Below are 14,525 nucleotides of genomic sequence, written 5' to 3'. Positions count from 1 at the left end.
CTAGCGTATTAAAAGACTGGTTACTTGAGGTGGCGACAGACCACCCGGCGACCGTGATGCGACCCGCCCCGACCGGCAAGCCGTGTTGGGCGAGTTGAAGGGAAGAAACATGTTTCAAGATCGGTGGGTGCCCGCGCATGTCGGTCACAACCAGTAGCGGCGCCGCGTGGACGCCGGCCCGTCCCAGGACACGCCGACGTAGCCTGTTCGGGCAGAACGCAGCGGGATACATGTTCCTGCTTCCCTGGCTGCTGGGCTTCTTCGGGCTGACCCTCGGTCCGGCCATAGGATCGCTGTATCTCAGCTTCACCCGCTTCGACCTGATGACCGATCCGCGCTGGATCGGCATGGCGAACTACGTGCGCATCGCGACGGCGGACCCGAAGTTCGCGGAATCGCTGCGCGTCACCTTCAGCTACGTCGCCATGGCGGTGCCGCTGAAGCTGGCCTTCGCGCTGGGCGTGGCGCTGCTGCTCAACAAGGGCACGCGCGGCCTGCCGCTGTACCGCGCGATGTTCTACCTGCCGTCGCTGCTGGGCGCGAGCGTCGCCATCGCGGTGATGTGGCGTGAGCTGTTCGCCGGCGACGGGCTGCTCAACCGCGTGCTGGCGGTGGTGGGCATCGAAGGTCCGGCCTGGATCGCCAATCCCGATACCTCGATCTACACGCTGGTGGTGCTGAGCGTCTGGCAGTTCGGCAGCCCGATGATCATCTTCCTGGCAGGGCTGCGGCAGATCCCACAGGACCTCTACGAGGCCGCCAGCCTCGATGGCGCGTCGAAGTCGCGGCAGTTCTGGCGCATCACCCTGCCGCTGCTCACCCCTGTGGTGTTCTTCAACGGCGTGGTGCAGGTGATCGACGCCTTCAAGGCCTTCACGCCGGCCTTCATCATCAGCGACGGCACGGGCGGACCGCTGAACAGCACGCTGTTCTACACGCTCTACCTGTACCAGGAAGCCTTCAGCAACTTCCGCATGGGCTACGCCTCGGCGCTGGCCTGGGTGCTGGTGGTGATCATCGCCGCCTTCACGGCGGTCTCCTTCCTCAGCGCACGCTACTGGGTGCATTACGATGAGTGAATCCATCACGCGAGAGCGCAGCGTGGCGAGCTCCATCACCCGCCACACGGTCCTGATCATCGCGGCGATCGTGATGCTCTACCCGCTGCTGTGGATGATCTCCTCCTCCTTCAAGCCGCAGAGCGAGATCTTCAGCAACCTGTCGCTGATCCCGTCGCATATCGAGCTCGGCGCCTACACGCGCGGCTGGAACGCCCTGCGGGTCAGCTTCGGCACCTTCTTCTGGAACTCCGCCGTGATCGCCGTGCTGTCGGTGATCGGCAACGTGATGAGCTGCTCGCTGGCCGCCTACGCCTTTGCCCGGCTGCGCTTCCGCGGGCGGAACTTCTGGTTCGCGCTGATGCTTGGCACGCTGATGATGCCCTACCACGTCACGCTGATCCCGCAGTACCTGCTGTTCCTGAACCTCGACTGGGTGGACACGGTCCTGCCGCTGGTGGTGCCGAAGTTCCTGGCCACCGACGCCTTCTTCATCTTCCTGATGGTGCAGTTCTTTCGCGGCATCCCGCGGGAACTGGACGAGGCCGCGATGATGGACGGCTGCGGCCCCTGGCGCCTGTACTGGAAGATCATGCTGCCGCTGAGCACCCCGGTGCTGGCCACGGCCGCGATCTTCTCCTTCATCTGGACCTGGGACGACTTCTTCGGTCCGCTGATCTACCTGAACGACATGGCCTCCTACACGGTCCAGATCGGCCTGCGCGCCTTCGTGGACTCAGGCGGAGAGTCCGACTGGTCGGCGCTGTTCGCCATGTCGGTGCTGGGCTTGGTTCCGGTGTTCCTGTTCTTCCTGTTTTTCCAACGGATGCTGATTGAAGGCATCGCGACCACGGGGATGAAGCGATGAGCAGCCTTTCGCTCGAACACGTCTTTAAGCGCTTCGGCGACATCTCGGTGATCCAGGACGTCAACCTCGACGTCGCACCCGGCGAGTTCGTGGTGTTCGTGGGTCCCTCGGGCTGCGGCAAGTCCACGCTGCTGCGCATGATCGCGGGGCTCGAGACCGTCACCGACGGCAACCTGCGCATCGGCGGCACCGTGATGAACGACGTGCCGCCCGCCGAGCGCGGCATCGCCATGGTATTCCAGTCCTACGCGCTCTACCCGCACATGAGCGTGTACAAGAACATGGCCTTCGCGCTGGAAACCGCGCGCATGCCCAAGGCGGAGATCGAGACGCGCGTCCGCAAGGCCGCGGCGATCCTGCAGCTCGACCACCTGCTGCAGCGCAAGCCCAAGCAGCTGTCCGGCGGTCAGCGTCAGCGCGTCGCCATCGGCCGGGCCATCGTGCGGGAACCGCAGATCTTCCTGTTCGATGAGCCGCTGTCGAACCTCGACGCCGAGCTGCGCGTGCAGATGCGCGTCGAGATCGCCAAGCTGCACGCGCAGCTGGGCTGCACCATGATCTACGTCACCCACGACCAGGTGGAGGCCATGACCATGGCCGACAAGATCGTGGTGCTGCGCGCCGGCAAGGTGGAGCAGATCGGCTCGCCACTCGATCTCTACAACAACCCGGCCAACCAGTTCGTGGCGGGCTTCATCGGCAGCCCGAAGATGAACTTCCTGCGCGCCAGCGCCCATGGCGATGGCGGGCGCGCCGGCCTGACGGTGGGCGGCACGCGCGTGGTCCTGCCGCACCTCGCGGCGGCCGAGGCGGGCGAGGTCAACCTCGGCGTCCGGCCGGAGCATATCGAGGTCGGCGGCGGCGGCATCTCGCTGGGCGAGGCAAAGGTGCAGCTGGTGGAGCAGCTGGGCAGCTCCTCCTTCGTCTACGGCACGCTTCCCGACGGGCAGCCGATCACGCTGCAACTCGACGGCCAGCGTCACCTCCATCCCGGCGAGATGGTGCCGCTGAACTGCGACCCGGCGCGCTGCCACGTCTTCCTGCCCGACGGAAAGGCCTTCGCGCAGCACGCCTGAACGGAAAACGGCCGGTTCTCGCGAACCGGCCGTCCCACACCTCCTTGAGCCCGGGCGGCAGCAGTGCCGCCCGGGCTTCGTTTTTCAGTCCAGCTGCGCCGCGATCGCCACCGGGCGGTTGGTCTTCACGCTCTCGACCGAGGCCACGCCGCAGAGCACCGACAGCGCACCCGCCCGTGCACCGGCGCGCTGGTGCAGGGGATCGGGCATGTTGGGGTCGAACAGCATCGCCTGCAGCCGCTTGTCGCCGCCGAAGTGGCCGCCGTGCTCGCGCGGAATGCGGATGCGCTCGGCCTCTCCGAAGTTCGGCATCACCAGGATCTCGTCGTATTCCGGGATGGCGAAGGGCTGGGTTTCGCGGTGGCGGATCTCCAGCCGGCCCTTGCGGCCGTTGAAGGCCAGGTGGTGCCCCTCGATCGGCATGCAGGCATTGAGCGAGTAGCTCACCTGCACGCCGTTCTCGTAGGTGAGCGAGGCACTCATGGTGTCGTAGATGTCGATGTCCTCGCGGAACACGCAGGCATCGCGGACGTAGCCGTCCTCGCGCGAAGGATCCTCGTACAGGGCCTCCAGCCGAGGATCGGCCGAGATGTCCATGTAGAAGTTGCACTCGTCCTTGTGCGGGCAGATCTTGCAGCGCGGTCCGCGGAACGGACCGTTATGGCCGTAGTGGCGCAACTGTCCGCGGGCGAACACTTCCTTCGGGTCACTGGCGATGTACCAGTTCAGCAGGTCGAAATGGTGCGTCGCCTTGTGCACGAAGAGGGTGCCCGAGTTCCGCTCATAGGCGTGCCAGCGGCGGAAATAGTCGGAGCCGTGGCGGGTGTTCAGGTACCAGTGGAAGTCCACCGACACGATCTCGCCGATCACGCCCGACAGCAGCAACTCCTTCAGCTTCGCGCCAAAGGGGGCGTAGCGGTAGTTGAAGGCGACGTTCACCTTGCGCCCGGTCCGCTTCTCGGCGTCGAGGATGCGCCGGGCCTTGGCGGCCGTGGTGCACATCGGCTTCTCGGTGATCACGTCCACCCCGGCTTCCAGGGAACGCACGATCAGCTCGTCATGGCTGTCGTCCTGGGTGCAGACCATCACGGTCTGCGGCCGGACCTCGCGCAGCATCGCGTCGAAGTCGGTGAAGACCGGCGCGTTGGTGCCGATGATGTTCTGGGAGCGGTGGGCGCGCATCTCGTTGAGGTCGCACAGCCCCACGAGGTCGAGCTGCGGACCCATCCGCGACATCAGCTCCGTTCCCCACATCCCGGTCCCGCGATGACCGGTTCCGACGAGGGCAATCCGCTGTCGTGCCTCGTAACTCTGTAGCATGGACATTCCCTTGAATTCCGTCGGCGCAGCCGCGTTCGCTGGGCTGCGCTTCGCCGTGCAGCATCCCTCATTGCCATCTGAAATTGCAAGTCGCAGCTTCCATTTTCCGCAGTCCTGCCGCAGACTATCGGTCAATGAAGCCCGACGGACATGAGCCGTCGCGGGAGGACAATATGCTCAAGAGAAGGCACCTGCTGCAGGCAGGGCTCAGCGTCGCAACCTTGTCCACTCTGCTGGGCCCGACGGGCTCCGCGCCCTCCTGGTCACAGGCGTCGAACCGGGTGCGCCTGCTGTGGTGGGGCTCCAAGGAGCGTTCCGACCGCACGATGCGCGTGAACGAGCTTTACGCGAAGTCGCACCCCGGCGCGACGGTGGACGGCGAGAGCCTGGGCTGGAGCGACTACTGGCCCAAGCTCGCGACGCAGGTGGTGGGGCGCAACGCACCCGACGTGATCCAGATGGATTACCGCTACCTGTTCGAGTACGCACGTCGCGGCACGCTGGCGGCCTTCGACCCCTTCATGCCCAAGATCCTCGACATCACCGATTTCGGCCCGCAGGCCACCGATGTCGGCCGGGTGAACGGCAAGCTCTACGGCGTGAACTTCGGCTCCAACTCCGCCGGTACGGTGTACAACACCAAGGCCTTCGAGACCGCCGGCGTGGCGCCGCCCAATGCTGACACCACCTGGGACCAGCTCGCCGCCATCGGCGAGGAGATGACCAAGAAGTCGGGCCGCAGCGACTACTACGGCGTGTCGGATTCGGGCATGCGCGAGGCCATCCTGGAGATTTATCTCCGCCAGCGCGGCAAGCAGCTCTACACCGCCGACGAGAAGCTGGGCTTCGACGCGGGCGACATCGAGGCCTGGCTGACGATGTGGCACGAGATGCGGCAGCGGAAGGCCATCCCGCCCGCCGACGTCGCCGCCGCCTACAAGGACTCCGTGGAAACCAGCTCGCTCTCGCTGGGCAAGGCGGCGCTGGACTTCCCGCATTCCAACCAGCTCGTGGCCTATCAGCAGCTGTCGCGCGACCCGCTGGCGATCACCATGATCCCCAACATCGGCGCCGGCGCCAAGCCCGGGCAGTACCTGAAGCCCTCCATGTTCCTCAGCATCTACGCGCGGTCGCAGCGGCTGGAGGAAGCGGCGCGCTTCGTGGATTTCTGCGTGACCGACCCGGAAGCCGGCAAGGTGCTGGGCGTGGAGCGCGGCGTGCCGGCCTCCAAGGCGCAGCGCGCGGCCATCGCCGACAGCCTGGAGCCGATCAGCAAGGCGCAGGTGGACTACATCGACCTCGTGTCGAGCCGGATGGGCGACAACCCGCCGCCGCCGCCGAAAGGGGCCGGCGAGATCGCCCTGTCGCTCCGTCGCTTCAACGAACTCGTGGGCTTCGGCCGCATGAAGCCGCGCGAGGCCGCGGCGCAGTTCGTGTCGGACGCCAAGGACGTGCTGGATCGTGGCTGAGGAGAACCGGGCCATGGGCGGCTTCCGCTTCGGCGTGATCGGCATCAACCACAACCACATCTACGGCCAGGTGCGCGCGATGCTGCGCGCGGGCGGGGAACCGGTGGGCTTCTTCGCGCCCGAGGACGACCTCGCCGCGGAGTTCAGCAAGGCCTTCCCGCAGATCCCGCGCGTGGATGACCGGCAGCGCATCCTCGAGGATCGCTCCATCGCGCTGGTGGTCAGCTCCATCGTTCCGGGCGACCGCGCTGCGCTGGGCATCGAGGTGATGCGGCACGGCAAGGACTTCCTGGTGGACAAGCCGGGGATGCTGACGCTGTCGGAATTGGCGGAGGTGCGGAAGGTCCAGGCGGAAACCGGGCGCATCTTCTCGATCCTGTATTCCGAGCACTTCGAAACGCGCTCCACCGTCAAGGCCGGGGAGCTGGTGCGCGCCGGCGCCATCGGCCAGGTGGTGAACACCGTGGGTCTCGGCCCGCACCGCATCCGCAAGCCCGACCGGCCGGACTGGTTCTTCCGCACCGACCGCAACGGCGGCCCGCTGGCCGATATCGCCAGCCACCAGTGCGAGCAGTTCCTGTTCTTCGCCGACACGCTGGAGGTGGAGGTGCTGTCCGCCACGGTGGGCAACCGCGCCAACCCCGACCTGCCGGATTTCCAAGACTTCGGTGACCTGCACCTGCGGGCCCCCGGCGTCACCGGCTATATCCGGGTCGACTGGTACACGCCCGACGGGCTGCCGACCTGGGGCGACGGCCGCCTGACCATCCTGGGCACCGAGGGCTACATCGAGCTGCGCAAATACGTGGACATCGACGGGCACCCGGGCACCGACCACCTGCTGCTGGTGGATCGCAAGGGCGTGCACCGGATCGACTGCTCGGGCGTGGAACTGCCCTTCGGGCACCAGCTGGCGGCCGATATCCGCGACCGCACCGAAACGGCGATGACGCAGGCGCACTGCTTCAAGGCCATGGAACTCGCCCTGGCCGCCCAGGAAATGGCGGAGCGGAACGCGCGCGTGTCGCGCTGAGAACGGCCACACAGGAACAGGCGGAAGAACCCAGGAATGTCCGTGCGTAACGTTGCCATCGTGGGCTGCGGCATCGGCCGCAACCACATGCTCGAAGGCTACAACAACCATCGCGACCGGTTTCAGGTCCTCGCGGTCTGCGACCTGAACGAGGAGCGCCTGAACAAGTTCGCTGACGAGTTCGGCATCCCGCGCCGCACCACCTCCTTCGACGAGGTGCTGGGCATGGCCGATATCGACATCATCGACGTGTGCACGCCGCCGGGCGTCCACTACGCGATGGTCACCGCGGCGCTGCGGGTCGGCAAGGACGTGATCTGCGAGAAGCCGCTGGTGGGCAACCTCGCCCAGGTGGACGAGATCATCGCCGCCGAGCGCGAGGCGCGCGGCCGCGTCATGCCGATCTTCCAGTACCGCTGGGGCGATGGCTACGGCAAGGCGCAGCACCTGATCCGCACCGGCGTGGCCGGCAAGCCCTACCTCGCCACGGCGGAAACCTCCTGGTTCCGCGGCCCGGACTACTACGCCGTGCCGTGGCGCGGGAAGTGGGACACCGAGCTCGGCGGCACGCTGCTGACGCACGCGATCCACACGCATGACCTGATGACCGGGCTGATGGGCGAGGTCGCCACCGTGTCGGCCGAGATCGCGACGCGGGTGAACACCATCGAGGTCGAGGACTGCGCCATCGCCAACCTGCGGATGCAGAGCGGCGCGCTGGTGTCGCTGGCGGTGACGGTGGGCTCCTTCGAGCAGATCACCCGGCTGCGGCTGTGCTTCGAGAACGTCACGATGGAAAGCACGCTCAGCCCCTACAACCCCGGGCTCGACCCGTGGAAGTTCACGCCGCGCGACGATGCCGCGAAGGCGCGGGTGGAGGAGGCGCTGCGCGACTGGCAGCCGATCCCGTCGCGCTTCCAGGGGCAGATGGGCGCCTATGCCGACGCGCTCGACAGCAATGGCCCCCTGCCGGTGACGCTGGCCGATGCGCGCCGGTCGCTGGAGCTGCTGACGGCGATCTACCATTCGGCCGACAGCGGCACGCGCGTGACGATGCCGATCTCGGGGGATCACCCGAAGTACCGCTCCTGGCGACCGACCGACCAGGCCGCCTGAGCACGGGGGCGGCGCGCTGCCCGCGCGCCGCCGCAAGAAGCTCAACCCGGGCCGCTGGCGCGAAGATCGACCCGCGCACCGCCGACGCAGAATGACTTGCGCGCCGTCGGTGCGACGAACCGCCGGCGTACGTCAGCCACCCGTCACGCGGCCGGATGGTCTGCCCTCACTGGCGGCGCCGGTCAGGGCCAGCGCACTTCCGGCGGCATGGACATCAGGATGGCCTCGGTATTGCCGCCGGTGCGCAGGCCGAACAGCGTGCCCCGGTCGTGGATCAGGTTGAACTCGACGTAGCGGCCGCGCCGGACCAGCTGGTGCTCGCGCTCCGCTTCCGTCCAGGGCTCGTGCATCCGGCGGCGCACGATCGCCGGATAGGCCTCGAGGAACGCCTCGCCGACGTCCTTCGTGAAGCTGAAGTGCTCCGGCAGGCGATCCGCCGCGTCGTCGCGCCCCAGCCAGTCGTAGAAGATGCCGCCCAGGCCCCGCGGCTCGTTGCGGTGCGGCAGAAAGAAGTACTCGTCGCACCAGGCCTTGAAGCGGGGGTAGTAGCCGGGGTCGTGACGGTCGCAGGCGCGCTGGAAGGCGGCGTGGAAGCTCCGCGCGTCCTCCTGGGCCTCGGGCGCCTCGGGCACCATCGGGGTCAGGTCGCCGCCGCCGCCGAACCAGCCCCGATTCGTGACGATGAAGCGCGTGTTCATGTGCGCCGCCGGTACGCGGGGGGATCGCATATGTGACACCAGCGACACACCGGTGGCGAGGAATCGCGGGTCCTCCTCGGCGCCGGGGATGTTGCGGCGGAACTCCGGCGAGAACTCGCCCCAGACCGTGGACACGTTGACGCCCACCTTCTCGAAGACCCGGCCGCGCATCACCGACATCACGCCGCCGCCGCCCTGGGGCCGGTCCCAGGCGGTGCGCTCGAAGCGCCCGGGCGGCAGGGCGCCGTGGGGGCCGCCCTCCAGCTCGTCCTCGATGCGCTCGAAGCTGGCGCAGAGCCTGTCGCGCAGCGTCTCGAACCAGGCGCGGGCGGGCGCGGCCAGGGGACGGCCGGCGAGGCTGTCGGAGGCAGGGGAGGGGGGTGATGTCATTATGGCACGCCGTGTGTTGCTTCGCGGCAGCGGGCGTTGCCACCCTCCGTCACAAAGATTTATAAGATATCAAACGGCAGGGGAGGTCGCGCAGGCGCCCGGCACTCCCTTGACGCGGTTTCATTTCGCGCGGATCGGGTTATTACAACAATGGTTGCCGGTCCTCCATGTCGCCCCGGACTGCCGGGCGGCGGGACGGAACGCCGGACACACCAGGTATTCGACGTGGGGCGACGGAACGCATGGCCGAACAACTGGCAACCGCCGGAGCATCGGGGTCGATCCCCGGACTGACGGGCTCGGCCAAGACCCAGAGCGAACGGCCCGGCCTGCCGCCGGTTCACCAGTCCCCCGACGGGCGCCGCGATTTCCTGAAGCTGTCCGCCGGCGCCTTCGCGCTGGTGGGGGCGGGCGCGATCGCCTGGCCGCTGATCAAGTCGATGAACCCCGCCGCCGACACCCTGGCGCTGTCCACCACCGACGTGGACCTGGCGCCCGTGGCCGAGGGGCAGTCGATCACGGTGGTCTGGCGCGGCAAGCCCGTTTTCGTGCGCCACCGCACGGCCGAGGAGATCAAAGCCGCCGAGGCGGTTCCGGTCGGCGAGCTGCGCGACCCCCAGACCGACCAGAGCCGCGTGAAGCCGGGCAAGGACCAGTGGCTGATCGTGGTGGGCATCTGCACCCATCTCGGCTGCGTGCCGCTGGGCCAGAAGCAGACCGACCCGCGCGGACCCTTCGGCGGCTGGTTCTGCCCCTGCCACGGCAGCGCCTACGACACCTCTGGCCGCATCCGACAGGGACCAGCGCCGCTGAACCTCGCCGTGCCCACCTACGCCTTCACCGGCGACACCAAGATCCGCATCGGTTGAGCGGCCTGCACGATGCGGGACCGCCATCCACCCGTGCCGCCGCAACAACGCCCAGGATTTAGGAGCACCCCATGGCCGCCCCTGGCCTGATCGAAAGCGACGTCAAGAACCCCGTGCTGCGCTGGGTCGACCAGCGCCTGCCCATCCTCACGATGATGCAGAAGGAGTACGGCTCCTTCCCGACGCCGAAGAACTTCAACTACTTCTGGAACTTCGGCGCCATGGCGATGGTGACGCTGGCCATCATGATGGCCACCGGCATCTTCCTGGCGATGAACTACACGCCCAACGCCAACCTGGCCTTCGACAGCGTCGAGCGCATCATGCGCGACGTGAACTACGGCTGGCTGCTGCGCTACGCGCACGCCAACGGCGCCTCGATGTTCTTTATCGTGGTCTACATCCACATCTATCGCGGCCTCTACTACGGTTCCTACAAGACCCCGCGCGAGCTGCTGTGGATGTTGGGCGTGGTGCTGTTCCTCCTGATGATGGCCACCGCCTTCATGGGCTACGTGCTGCCCTGGGGTCAGATGTCCTTCTGGGGCGCCACGGTGATCACCAACCTGTTCTCGGCCATTCCCCTGGTCGGCGAGCATATCGTGACCTGGCTATGGGGCGGCTTCGCGGTGGACAATCCCACGCTGAACCGCTTCTTCTCGCTGCACTACCTCTTGCCCTTCATGATCGCGGGCGTGGTGTTCCTTCATATCGCGGCGCTGCACATCGTGGGCTCCAACAACCCGCTGGGCATCCAGCCGAAGGGGCCGCAGGACACCATCCCCTTCCACCCCTACTACACCGCCAAGGACAGCGTGGGCCTCGTGGTCTACTTCCTGGTCTTCGCCATCCTGGTGTTCTTCGCGCCGAACTACCTGGGCCATGCCGACAACTACATCCCGGCCAACCCGCTGGTGACGCCGCCGCACATCGTGCCGGAATGGTACTTCCTGCCCTTCTACGCGATCCTGCGCGCGGTGCCGAACAAGCTCGGCGGCGTGATCCTGATGTTCGGCTCCATCGCCATCCTGTTCGTGCTGCCCTGGCTCGACGGCTCACCGGTGCGGTCCATGCGCTTCCGGCCGCTGGCGCGTCCCTTCTTCTTCGCCTGGGTCATCTCCTTCTTCGTGCTGCTCTGGGTCGGCGGCAAGCCGCCCGAGGAGCCCTACGTCACGATCGGCCGCGTGGCCGCCGCCTACTACTTCCTGTACTTCCTGGTGCTGCTGCCGCTGCTGGCACGGCTGGAAAAGCCCCTGCCGCTGCCGCAAAGCATCAGCGAGCCCGTGCTGCGACGCGGCGGCGGACCGCTGCCGGCCGGTGCCGCCGGCAACCCGATGGAGAAGGCGTGATGCCGCGTTCGTGGAAGGGAGCGGTCCTGGCGGCCGCTCTCGCCTTGGCTCCCGCCGCTGCCTGGGCGCAGGAGCACGGGGAGATCGAGCTCCCGAGCGGCCACTTCTCCTTCGAGAGCCCGATCGGCACCTTTGACCGGGCCGCGGCGCAGCGGGGCGCGCAGGTCTACCTGCAGGTCTGCTCCAACTGCCACTCGCTGCACCAGCTGTCCTACCGCAACCTGACGCAGATCGGCCTGCCGATGAGCATGGTGGAGGGGATCGCCGCCTCGGTTCAGGTGGATGCCGCGCCCAACGACGCCGGTGTGGTGGAACAGCGTCCCGGCCGCGTGTCCGACCGCTTCCGCGCGCCGTTCGCCAACGAGAACGCGGCGCGCAACGCCAATGGCGGCGCGCTGCCGCCCGACCTGTCGGTGATGGTCAAGGCGCGCGAGGGCGGGGCCGACTACGTCCACGCCCTGCTGATCGGCTACGAGGACCCGCCGGCCGACGTCCACGTGCCGGAGGGCATGCACTACAACAAGTACTTTCCCGGCCACCTGATCGGCATGCCGCCGCCGCTGAACGACGACCAGCTGCAGTTCGCCGACGGCACCAAGGCCACCGCGGACCAGATGGCGCACGACGTCGCGACCTTTCTGGCCTGGGCCGCCGAGCCGAACCTCGAGGTCCGGCGCGCGCTGGGCATCAAGGTGGTGATCTTCCTGGTGATCCTCGCCGGCCTCGCCTACGCGGTGAAGCGCAAGGTCTGGGCGGACCTGCACTGAGCGGGGCGCGGCGGGCATGGCGCCCGCGGGCGATCCCGGGTTATGCAGCGGCCGCGCATCCAGCGCGGCCGTTTCCGTTCGTGCCCCTTCCTGACCCTGGCCTCTCCCCGGCCCCTGAACCCCGGAGTGTTCCATGTCCGACCTCATCGAGCCCGTGATCGGCGTGATCGGAGGTTCCGGCCTCTACGACATCGACGGGCTGGAGGACCGGCAGTGGCGCCGCATCGAGAGCCCTTGGGGCGAGCCCTCGGACGAGGTTCTGACCGGCCGCCTCGACGGCGTGCGCTGCGTCTTCCTGCCCCGCCACGGCCGCGGCCACCGCGTGCCGCCCAGCGAGCTGAACTACCGCGCCAATATCGACGTGCTGAAGCGCGCCGGCGTGACCGAGGTGCTGTCGATCTCGGCCGTGGGCAGCCTCAACGGTGACCTGCCGCCCGGCCATTTCGTGGTGGTGGACCAGTTCATCGACCGCTCCTTCGCCCGCAAGAAGAGCTTCTTCGAGACCGGCCTCGTGGCCCACGTCTCCATGGCGCACCCGGTCTGTGCCCGCTTGGGCGACGCGGCGGAAGCGGCGCTGCGCGACCTGCAGATCCCGCACAAGCGCGGCGGCACCTACCTGGTGATGGAAGGTCCGCAGTTCTCCACCAAGGCCGAGAGCGAGCTGTACCGCGCCTGGGGCTGCGACGTGATCGGCATGACCAACATGCCCGAGGCCAAGCTCGCCCGCGAGGCGGAGCTCTGCTACGCCACGGTGGCCATGGTCACCGATTTCGACTGCTGGCACCCGGACCACGACCACGTCACCGTGGACGCCGTGATCAAGGTCATGCAAGCCAATGCCGACAAGGCCAAGGCGCTGGTCAAGGCGGTGATCCCGGCGCTGGGCAAGCCGCGCGGCCCTTGCCCGCAGGGCTGCGACCGGGCGCTGGAGATGGCGCTGATCACGCCGCCTGAGAAGCGCGACCCGGCGCTGGTCGCCAAGCTCGACGCCGTGGCCGGCCGCGTGCTGAACCGCGCGTGACCGTTACCATCCGCCCCGCGACCGCGGAGGACGCCGCCGCCCTGGTGCCGCTGATCGCGGTGCTGGGACGGGAGGTTCCGGCCTCCGGCGTGCGCGACCTGATCGAGAACGACCCGGCCCTGTGCGTGCTGGTCGCGCAGGACGGTGAGGCGGCGGGAGCGCCGTTGCTGGGCGTGCTGGCGCTCACCCATACGCGGATGCTGCACCGGGTGCAGCGCGAGGCCCGCATCACCACCCTGGCCGTGGCCGAGGCGGCGCAGGGCAGGGGCGTCGGCCGGCAACTGGTCGAGGCCGCGGTCCAACAGGCGCGGGACTGGGGCTGCGGCCGGCTGGAACTGACCACCGGCGCCGCGCGGCTGGGGGCGCAGGCTTTCTACCACGCGACGGGTTTTCGGCAGGAAAGCCTGCGCTTCCACCGCGACCTGGACTGACGCGCAGGAAGAGTGGAGGTGCGGGCCGGGGTCGCCGGCCCGCGGTTCTCACACCTCCAGGATGGCCTTGATCACCCCGGCCTCGGGCCGCAGCCATTCGGTGAACAGCTGCGGCGCATCCGTCAGCGCGCCGGTATGCGTGCGCAGCGCCCCCGTGGGCACCTTGCCCGCTTCCATCTGACGCACGACCTCGGCGAAGTCGTCCGGCTGCGCGTTGCGGCTGGCGAAGAGCGTGGTTTCGCGCTTGTGGAACTCGGGATCGGGGAAGGCGATGTCGTCGCGCACCACGCTGATCAGCACGTAGCGACCGCCATGCCCGACGAAGTTGAGGCCGCGGCTCATCGCCCGGGCATTGCCGGTGGCGTCGAACACCACGTCGAAGCCGTCGCCCCCGGTCAGTGCGCCGACCCGCGCTTCCGCGTCGTCGCCCACCAGCAGGGTGCGGTCCGCGCCCAGGTGCTCGACCGTGAAGGCGAGACGGTTCTCGCGCACGTCCATCACCGTGACATCGGCGCCGCGCGCCTTGCTGAAGATGATGGCCGCCATGCCGATGGGGCCGGAGCCCACCACCAGCACCCGGTCCTGCGCCGTCACCGCGCCGCGCTTCACCGCGTGCGCGCCGATCGCCAGGAACTCGATCGTCGCCGCGTCGTCGAGCGAGATGTTGTCGACCGGCACGACGTTGCCTTCCGGCACGCAGAGGTACTCCGCCATGCCGCCGTCGCAGTGCACGCCCAGCACGCGGATGTTCTGGCAGGCGTTGGTGAAGCCCTTGCGGCAGGCGGCGCAGTGCCCGCAGCTCAGGTAGGGGACGACGTAGGCGTTCTGCCCGGGCCGCAGCGCGCTGCCGGCAGGCACCTGCTCCACGGTGCCCGACAGCTCGTGCCCCATGACGCGCGGATAGGCGAGAAAGGGCTGCTTGCCGCCGAAGATGTGGTAGTCCGTGCCGCAGATCCCGACGCGGCGGATGCGCACCAGCACCTCGCCCGCCGCAGGCTCGGGCCGCGGGCGGTCGATCACCGCCAGCCGCCCGGGTTCCTCGCAGATCACCGCCTTCATG

At 68.1% G+C, this 14,525-nt stretch carries 14 protein-coding genes; 11 read left to right on the top strand and 3 right to left on the bottom strand.

Annotation, left to right across the window (positions count from 1 at the left end; all coding sequences use genetic code 11):
* The first annotated feature begins 230 nt into the window (after positions 1-230).
* From ACFFGY_RS15220 to ACFFGY_RS15210, 3 genes are read left to right on the top strand one after another with little or no spacing between them, the layout of a single operon-like run.
* Positions 231-1,079, top strand: coding sequence for a carbohydrate ABC transporter permease (locus tag ACFFGY_RS15220; protein ID WP_377045355.1), 849 nt, complete (start codon positions 231-233; stop codon positions 1,077-1,079).
* Positions 1,072-1,926 (top strand): carbohydrate ABC transporter permease, encoded by an 855-nt coding sequence (locus ACFFGY_RS15215; protein ID WP_377045354.1) that lies wholly within the window; start codon positions 1,072-1,074, stop codon positions 1,924-1,926. The genes ACFFGY_RS15220 and ACFFGY_RS15215 overlap by 8 nt, the downstream gene beginning before the upstream one ends.
* Complete coding sequence (locus ACFFGY_RS15210) at positions 1,923-3,002, top strand: ABC transporter ATP-binding protein (protein ID WP_377045353.1); 1,080 nt, start codon at positions 1,923-1,925, stop codon at positions 3,000-3,002. The genes ACFFGY_RS15215 and ACFFGY_RS15210 overlap by 4 nt, the downstream gene beginning before the upstream one ends.
* Before the next feature lie 84 nt (positions 3,003-3,086).
* Here the strand turns inward: ACFFGY_RS15210 and ACFFGY_RS15205 are convergent, their stop codons facing one another.
* Positions 3,087-4,322, bottom strand: coding sequence for a Gfo/Idh/MocA family protein (locus ACFFGY_RS15205; protein WP_377045352.1), 1,236 nt, complete (start codon positions 4,320-4,322; stop codon positions 3,087-3,089).
* A 173-nt stretch (positions 4,323-4,495) separates the two neighbouring features.
* Between ACFFGY_RS15205 and ACFFGY_RS15200 the strand changes: the two genes are divergently transcribed.
* Genes ACFFGY_RS15200 through ACFFGY_RS15190 form a run of 3 tightly spaced genes read left to right on the top strand, consistent with a single transcriptional unit; the run spans position 4,496 to position 7,940 of the window.
* Entirely contained in the window at positions 4,496-5,791 is a 1,296-nt protein-coding gene (locus tag ACFFGY_RS15200) for an ABC transporter substrate-binding protein (protein WP_377045351.1), read from the top strand.
* A complete protein-coding gene (locus ACFFGY_RS15195) occupies positions 5,784-6,824 on the top strand; it encodes a Gfo/Idh/MocA family protein (RefSeq protein ID WP_377045350.1) in 1,041 nt (346 codons plus the stop codon). Before ACFFGY_RS15200 ends, ACFFGY_RS15195 begins: the two co-directional genes overlap by 8 nt.
* A gap of 36 nt (positions 6,825-6,860) precedes the next feature.
* A complete protein-coding gene (locus tag ACFFGY_RS15190) occupies positions 6,861-7,940 on the top strand; it encodes a Gfo/Idh/MocA family protein (RefSeq protein WP_377045349.1) in 1,080 nt (359 codons plus the stop codon).
* Between the two features lie 182 nt (positions 7,941-8,122).
* On the opposite strand, the gene hemF is transcribed toward ACFFGY_RS15190, so the two are convergent.
* The gene (hemF, locus tag ACFFGY_RS15185; RefSeq protein WP_377045348.1) at positions 8,123-9,028 is read right to left on the bottom strand and encodes an oxygen-dependent coproporphyrinogen oxidase; all 906 of its coding nucleotides are present in this window, start codon (positions 9,026-9,028) and stop codon (positions 8,123-8,125) included.
* A gap of 242 nt (positions 9,029-9,270) precedes the next feature.
* On the opposite strand from hemF, the gene petA reads away from it, so the two are divergent.
* The 5 genes from petA to ACFFGY_RS15160 all read left to right on the top strand — a co-directional run bounded on the left by petA (position 9,271) and on the right by ACFFGY_RS15160 (position 13,465).
* Positions 9,271-9,897, top strand: a complete 627-nt coding sequence (gene petA / locus ACFFGY_RS15180; RefSeq protein WP_377045347.1) for a ubiquinol-cytochrome c reductase iron-sulfur subunit — start codon at positions 9,271-9,273, stop codon at positions 9,895-9,897.
* A gap of 71 nt (positions 9,898-9,968) precedes the next feature.
* Positions 9,969-11,246 carry a cytochrome b gene (locus ACFFGY_RS15175; protein ID WP_377045346.1) on the top strand — a complete coding sequence of 426 codons (1,278 nt, stop codon included), beginning with the start codon at positions 9,969-9,971 and terminating at the stop codon, positions 11,244-11,246.
* Complete coding sequence (locus ACFFGY_RS15170) at positions 11,246-12,013, top strand: cytochrome c1 (RefSeq protein WP_377045345.1); 768 nt, start codon at positions 11,246-11,248, stop codon at positions 12,011-12,013. Before ACFFGY_RS15175 ends, ACFFGY_RS15170 begins: the two co-directional genes overlap by 1 nt.
* A 133-nt stretch (positions 12,014-12,146) precedes the next feature.
* Positions 12,147-13,034 (top strand): S-methyl-5'-thioadenosine phosphorylase, encoded by an 888-nt coding sequence (locus tag ACFFGY_RS15165; RefSeq protein WP_377045344.1) that lies wholly within the window; start codon positions 12,147-12,149, stop codon positions 13,032-13,034.
* Complete coding sequence (locus tag ACFFGY_RS15160; RefSeq protein WP_377045343.1) at positions 13,031-13,465, top strand: GNAT family N-acetyltransferase; 435 nt, start codon at positions 13,031-13,033, stop codon at positions 13,463-13,465. Before ACFFGY_RS15165 ends, ACFFGY_RS15160 begins: the two co-directional genes overlap by 4 nt.
* Positions 13,466-13,513: 48 nt before the next feature.
* On the opposite strand, the gene ACFFGY_RS15155 is transcribed toward ACFFGY_RS15160, so the two are convergent.
* Positions 13,514-14,524, bottom strand: a complete 1,011-nt coding sequence (locus ACFFGY_RS15155; RefSeq protein ID WP_377045342.1) for a zinc-binding alcohol dehydrogenase family protein — start codon at positions 14,522-14,524, stop codon at positions 13,514-13,516.
* Between the last annotated feature and the right edge of the window lies 1 nt (position 14,525).

This window comes from Roseomonas elaeocarpi, from assembly GCF_042433915.1.
Taxonomy (GTDB): Bacteria; Pseudomonadota; Alphaproteobacteria; order Acetobacterales; family Acetobacteraceae; genus Roseomonas; species Roseomonas elaeocarpi.
This window is presented reverse-complemented; position numbering and strand designations above follow the sequence as displayed.

Excerpts from the sequence above, each read along its gene's own strand:
- ACFFGY_RS15175 (WP_377045346.1), top strand. The coding sequence starts at position 9,969 with ATGGCCGCCCCTGGCCTGATCGAAAGCGACGTCAAGAACCCCGTGCTG.
- petA (WP_377045347.1), top strand. The coding sequence starts at position 9,271 with ATGGCCGAACAACTGGCAACCGCCGGAGCATCGGGGTCGATCCCCGGA.
- ACFFGY_RS15210 (WP_377045353.1), top strand. The coding sequence starts at position 1,923 with ATGAGCAGCCTTTCGCTCGAACACGTCTTTAAGCGCTTCGGCGACATC.
- ACFFGY_RS15220 (WP_377045355.1), top strand. The coding sequence starts at position 231 with ATGTTCCTGCTTCCCTGGCTGCTGGGCTTCTTCGGGCTGACCCTCGGT.
- ACFFGY_RS15155 (WP_377045342.1), bottom strand. The coding sequence starts at position 14,524 with ATGAAGGCGGTGATCTGCGAGGAACCCGGGCGGCTGGCGGTGATCGAC.
- ACFFGY_RS15170 (WP_377045345.1), top strand. The coding sequence starts at position 11,246 with ATGCCGCGTTCGTGGAAGGGAGCGGTCCTGGCGGCCGCTCTCGCCTTG.
- ACFFGY_RS15205 (WP_377045352.1), bottom strand. The coding sequence starts at position 4,322 with ATGCTACAGAGTTACGAGGCACGACAGCGGATTGCCCTCGTCGGAACC.
- ACFFGY_RS15215 (WP_377045354.1), top strand. The coding sequence starts at position 1,072 with ATGAGTGAATCCATCACGCGAGAGCGCAGCGTGGCGAGCTCCATCACC.
- ACFFGY_RS15190 (WP_377045349.1), top strand. The coding sequence starts at position 6,861 with ATGTCCGTGCGTAACGTTGCCATCGTGGGCTGCGGCATCGGCCGCAAC.
- hemF (WP_377045348.1), bottom strand. The coding sequence starts at position 9,028 with ATGACATCACCCCCCTCCCCTGCCTCCGACAGCCTCGCCGGCCGTCCC.
- ACFFGY_RS15165 (WP_377045344.1), top strand. The coding sequence starts at position 12,147 with ATGTCCGACCTCATCGAGCCCGTGATCGGCGTGATCGGAGGTTCCGGC.
- ACFFGY_RS15200 (WP_377045351.1), top strand. The coding sequence starts at position 4,496 with ATGCTCAAGAGAAGGCACCTGCTGCAGGCAGGGCTCAGCGTCGCAACC.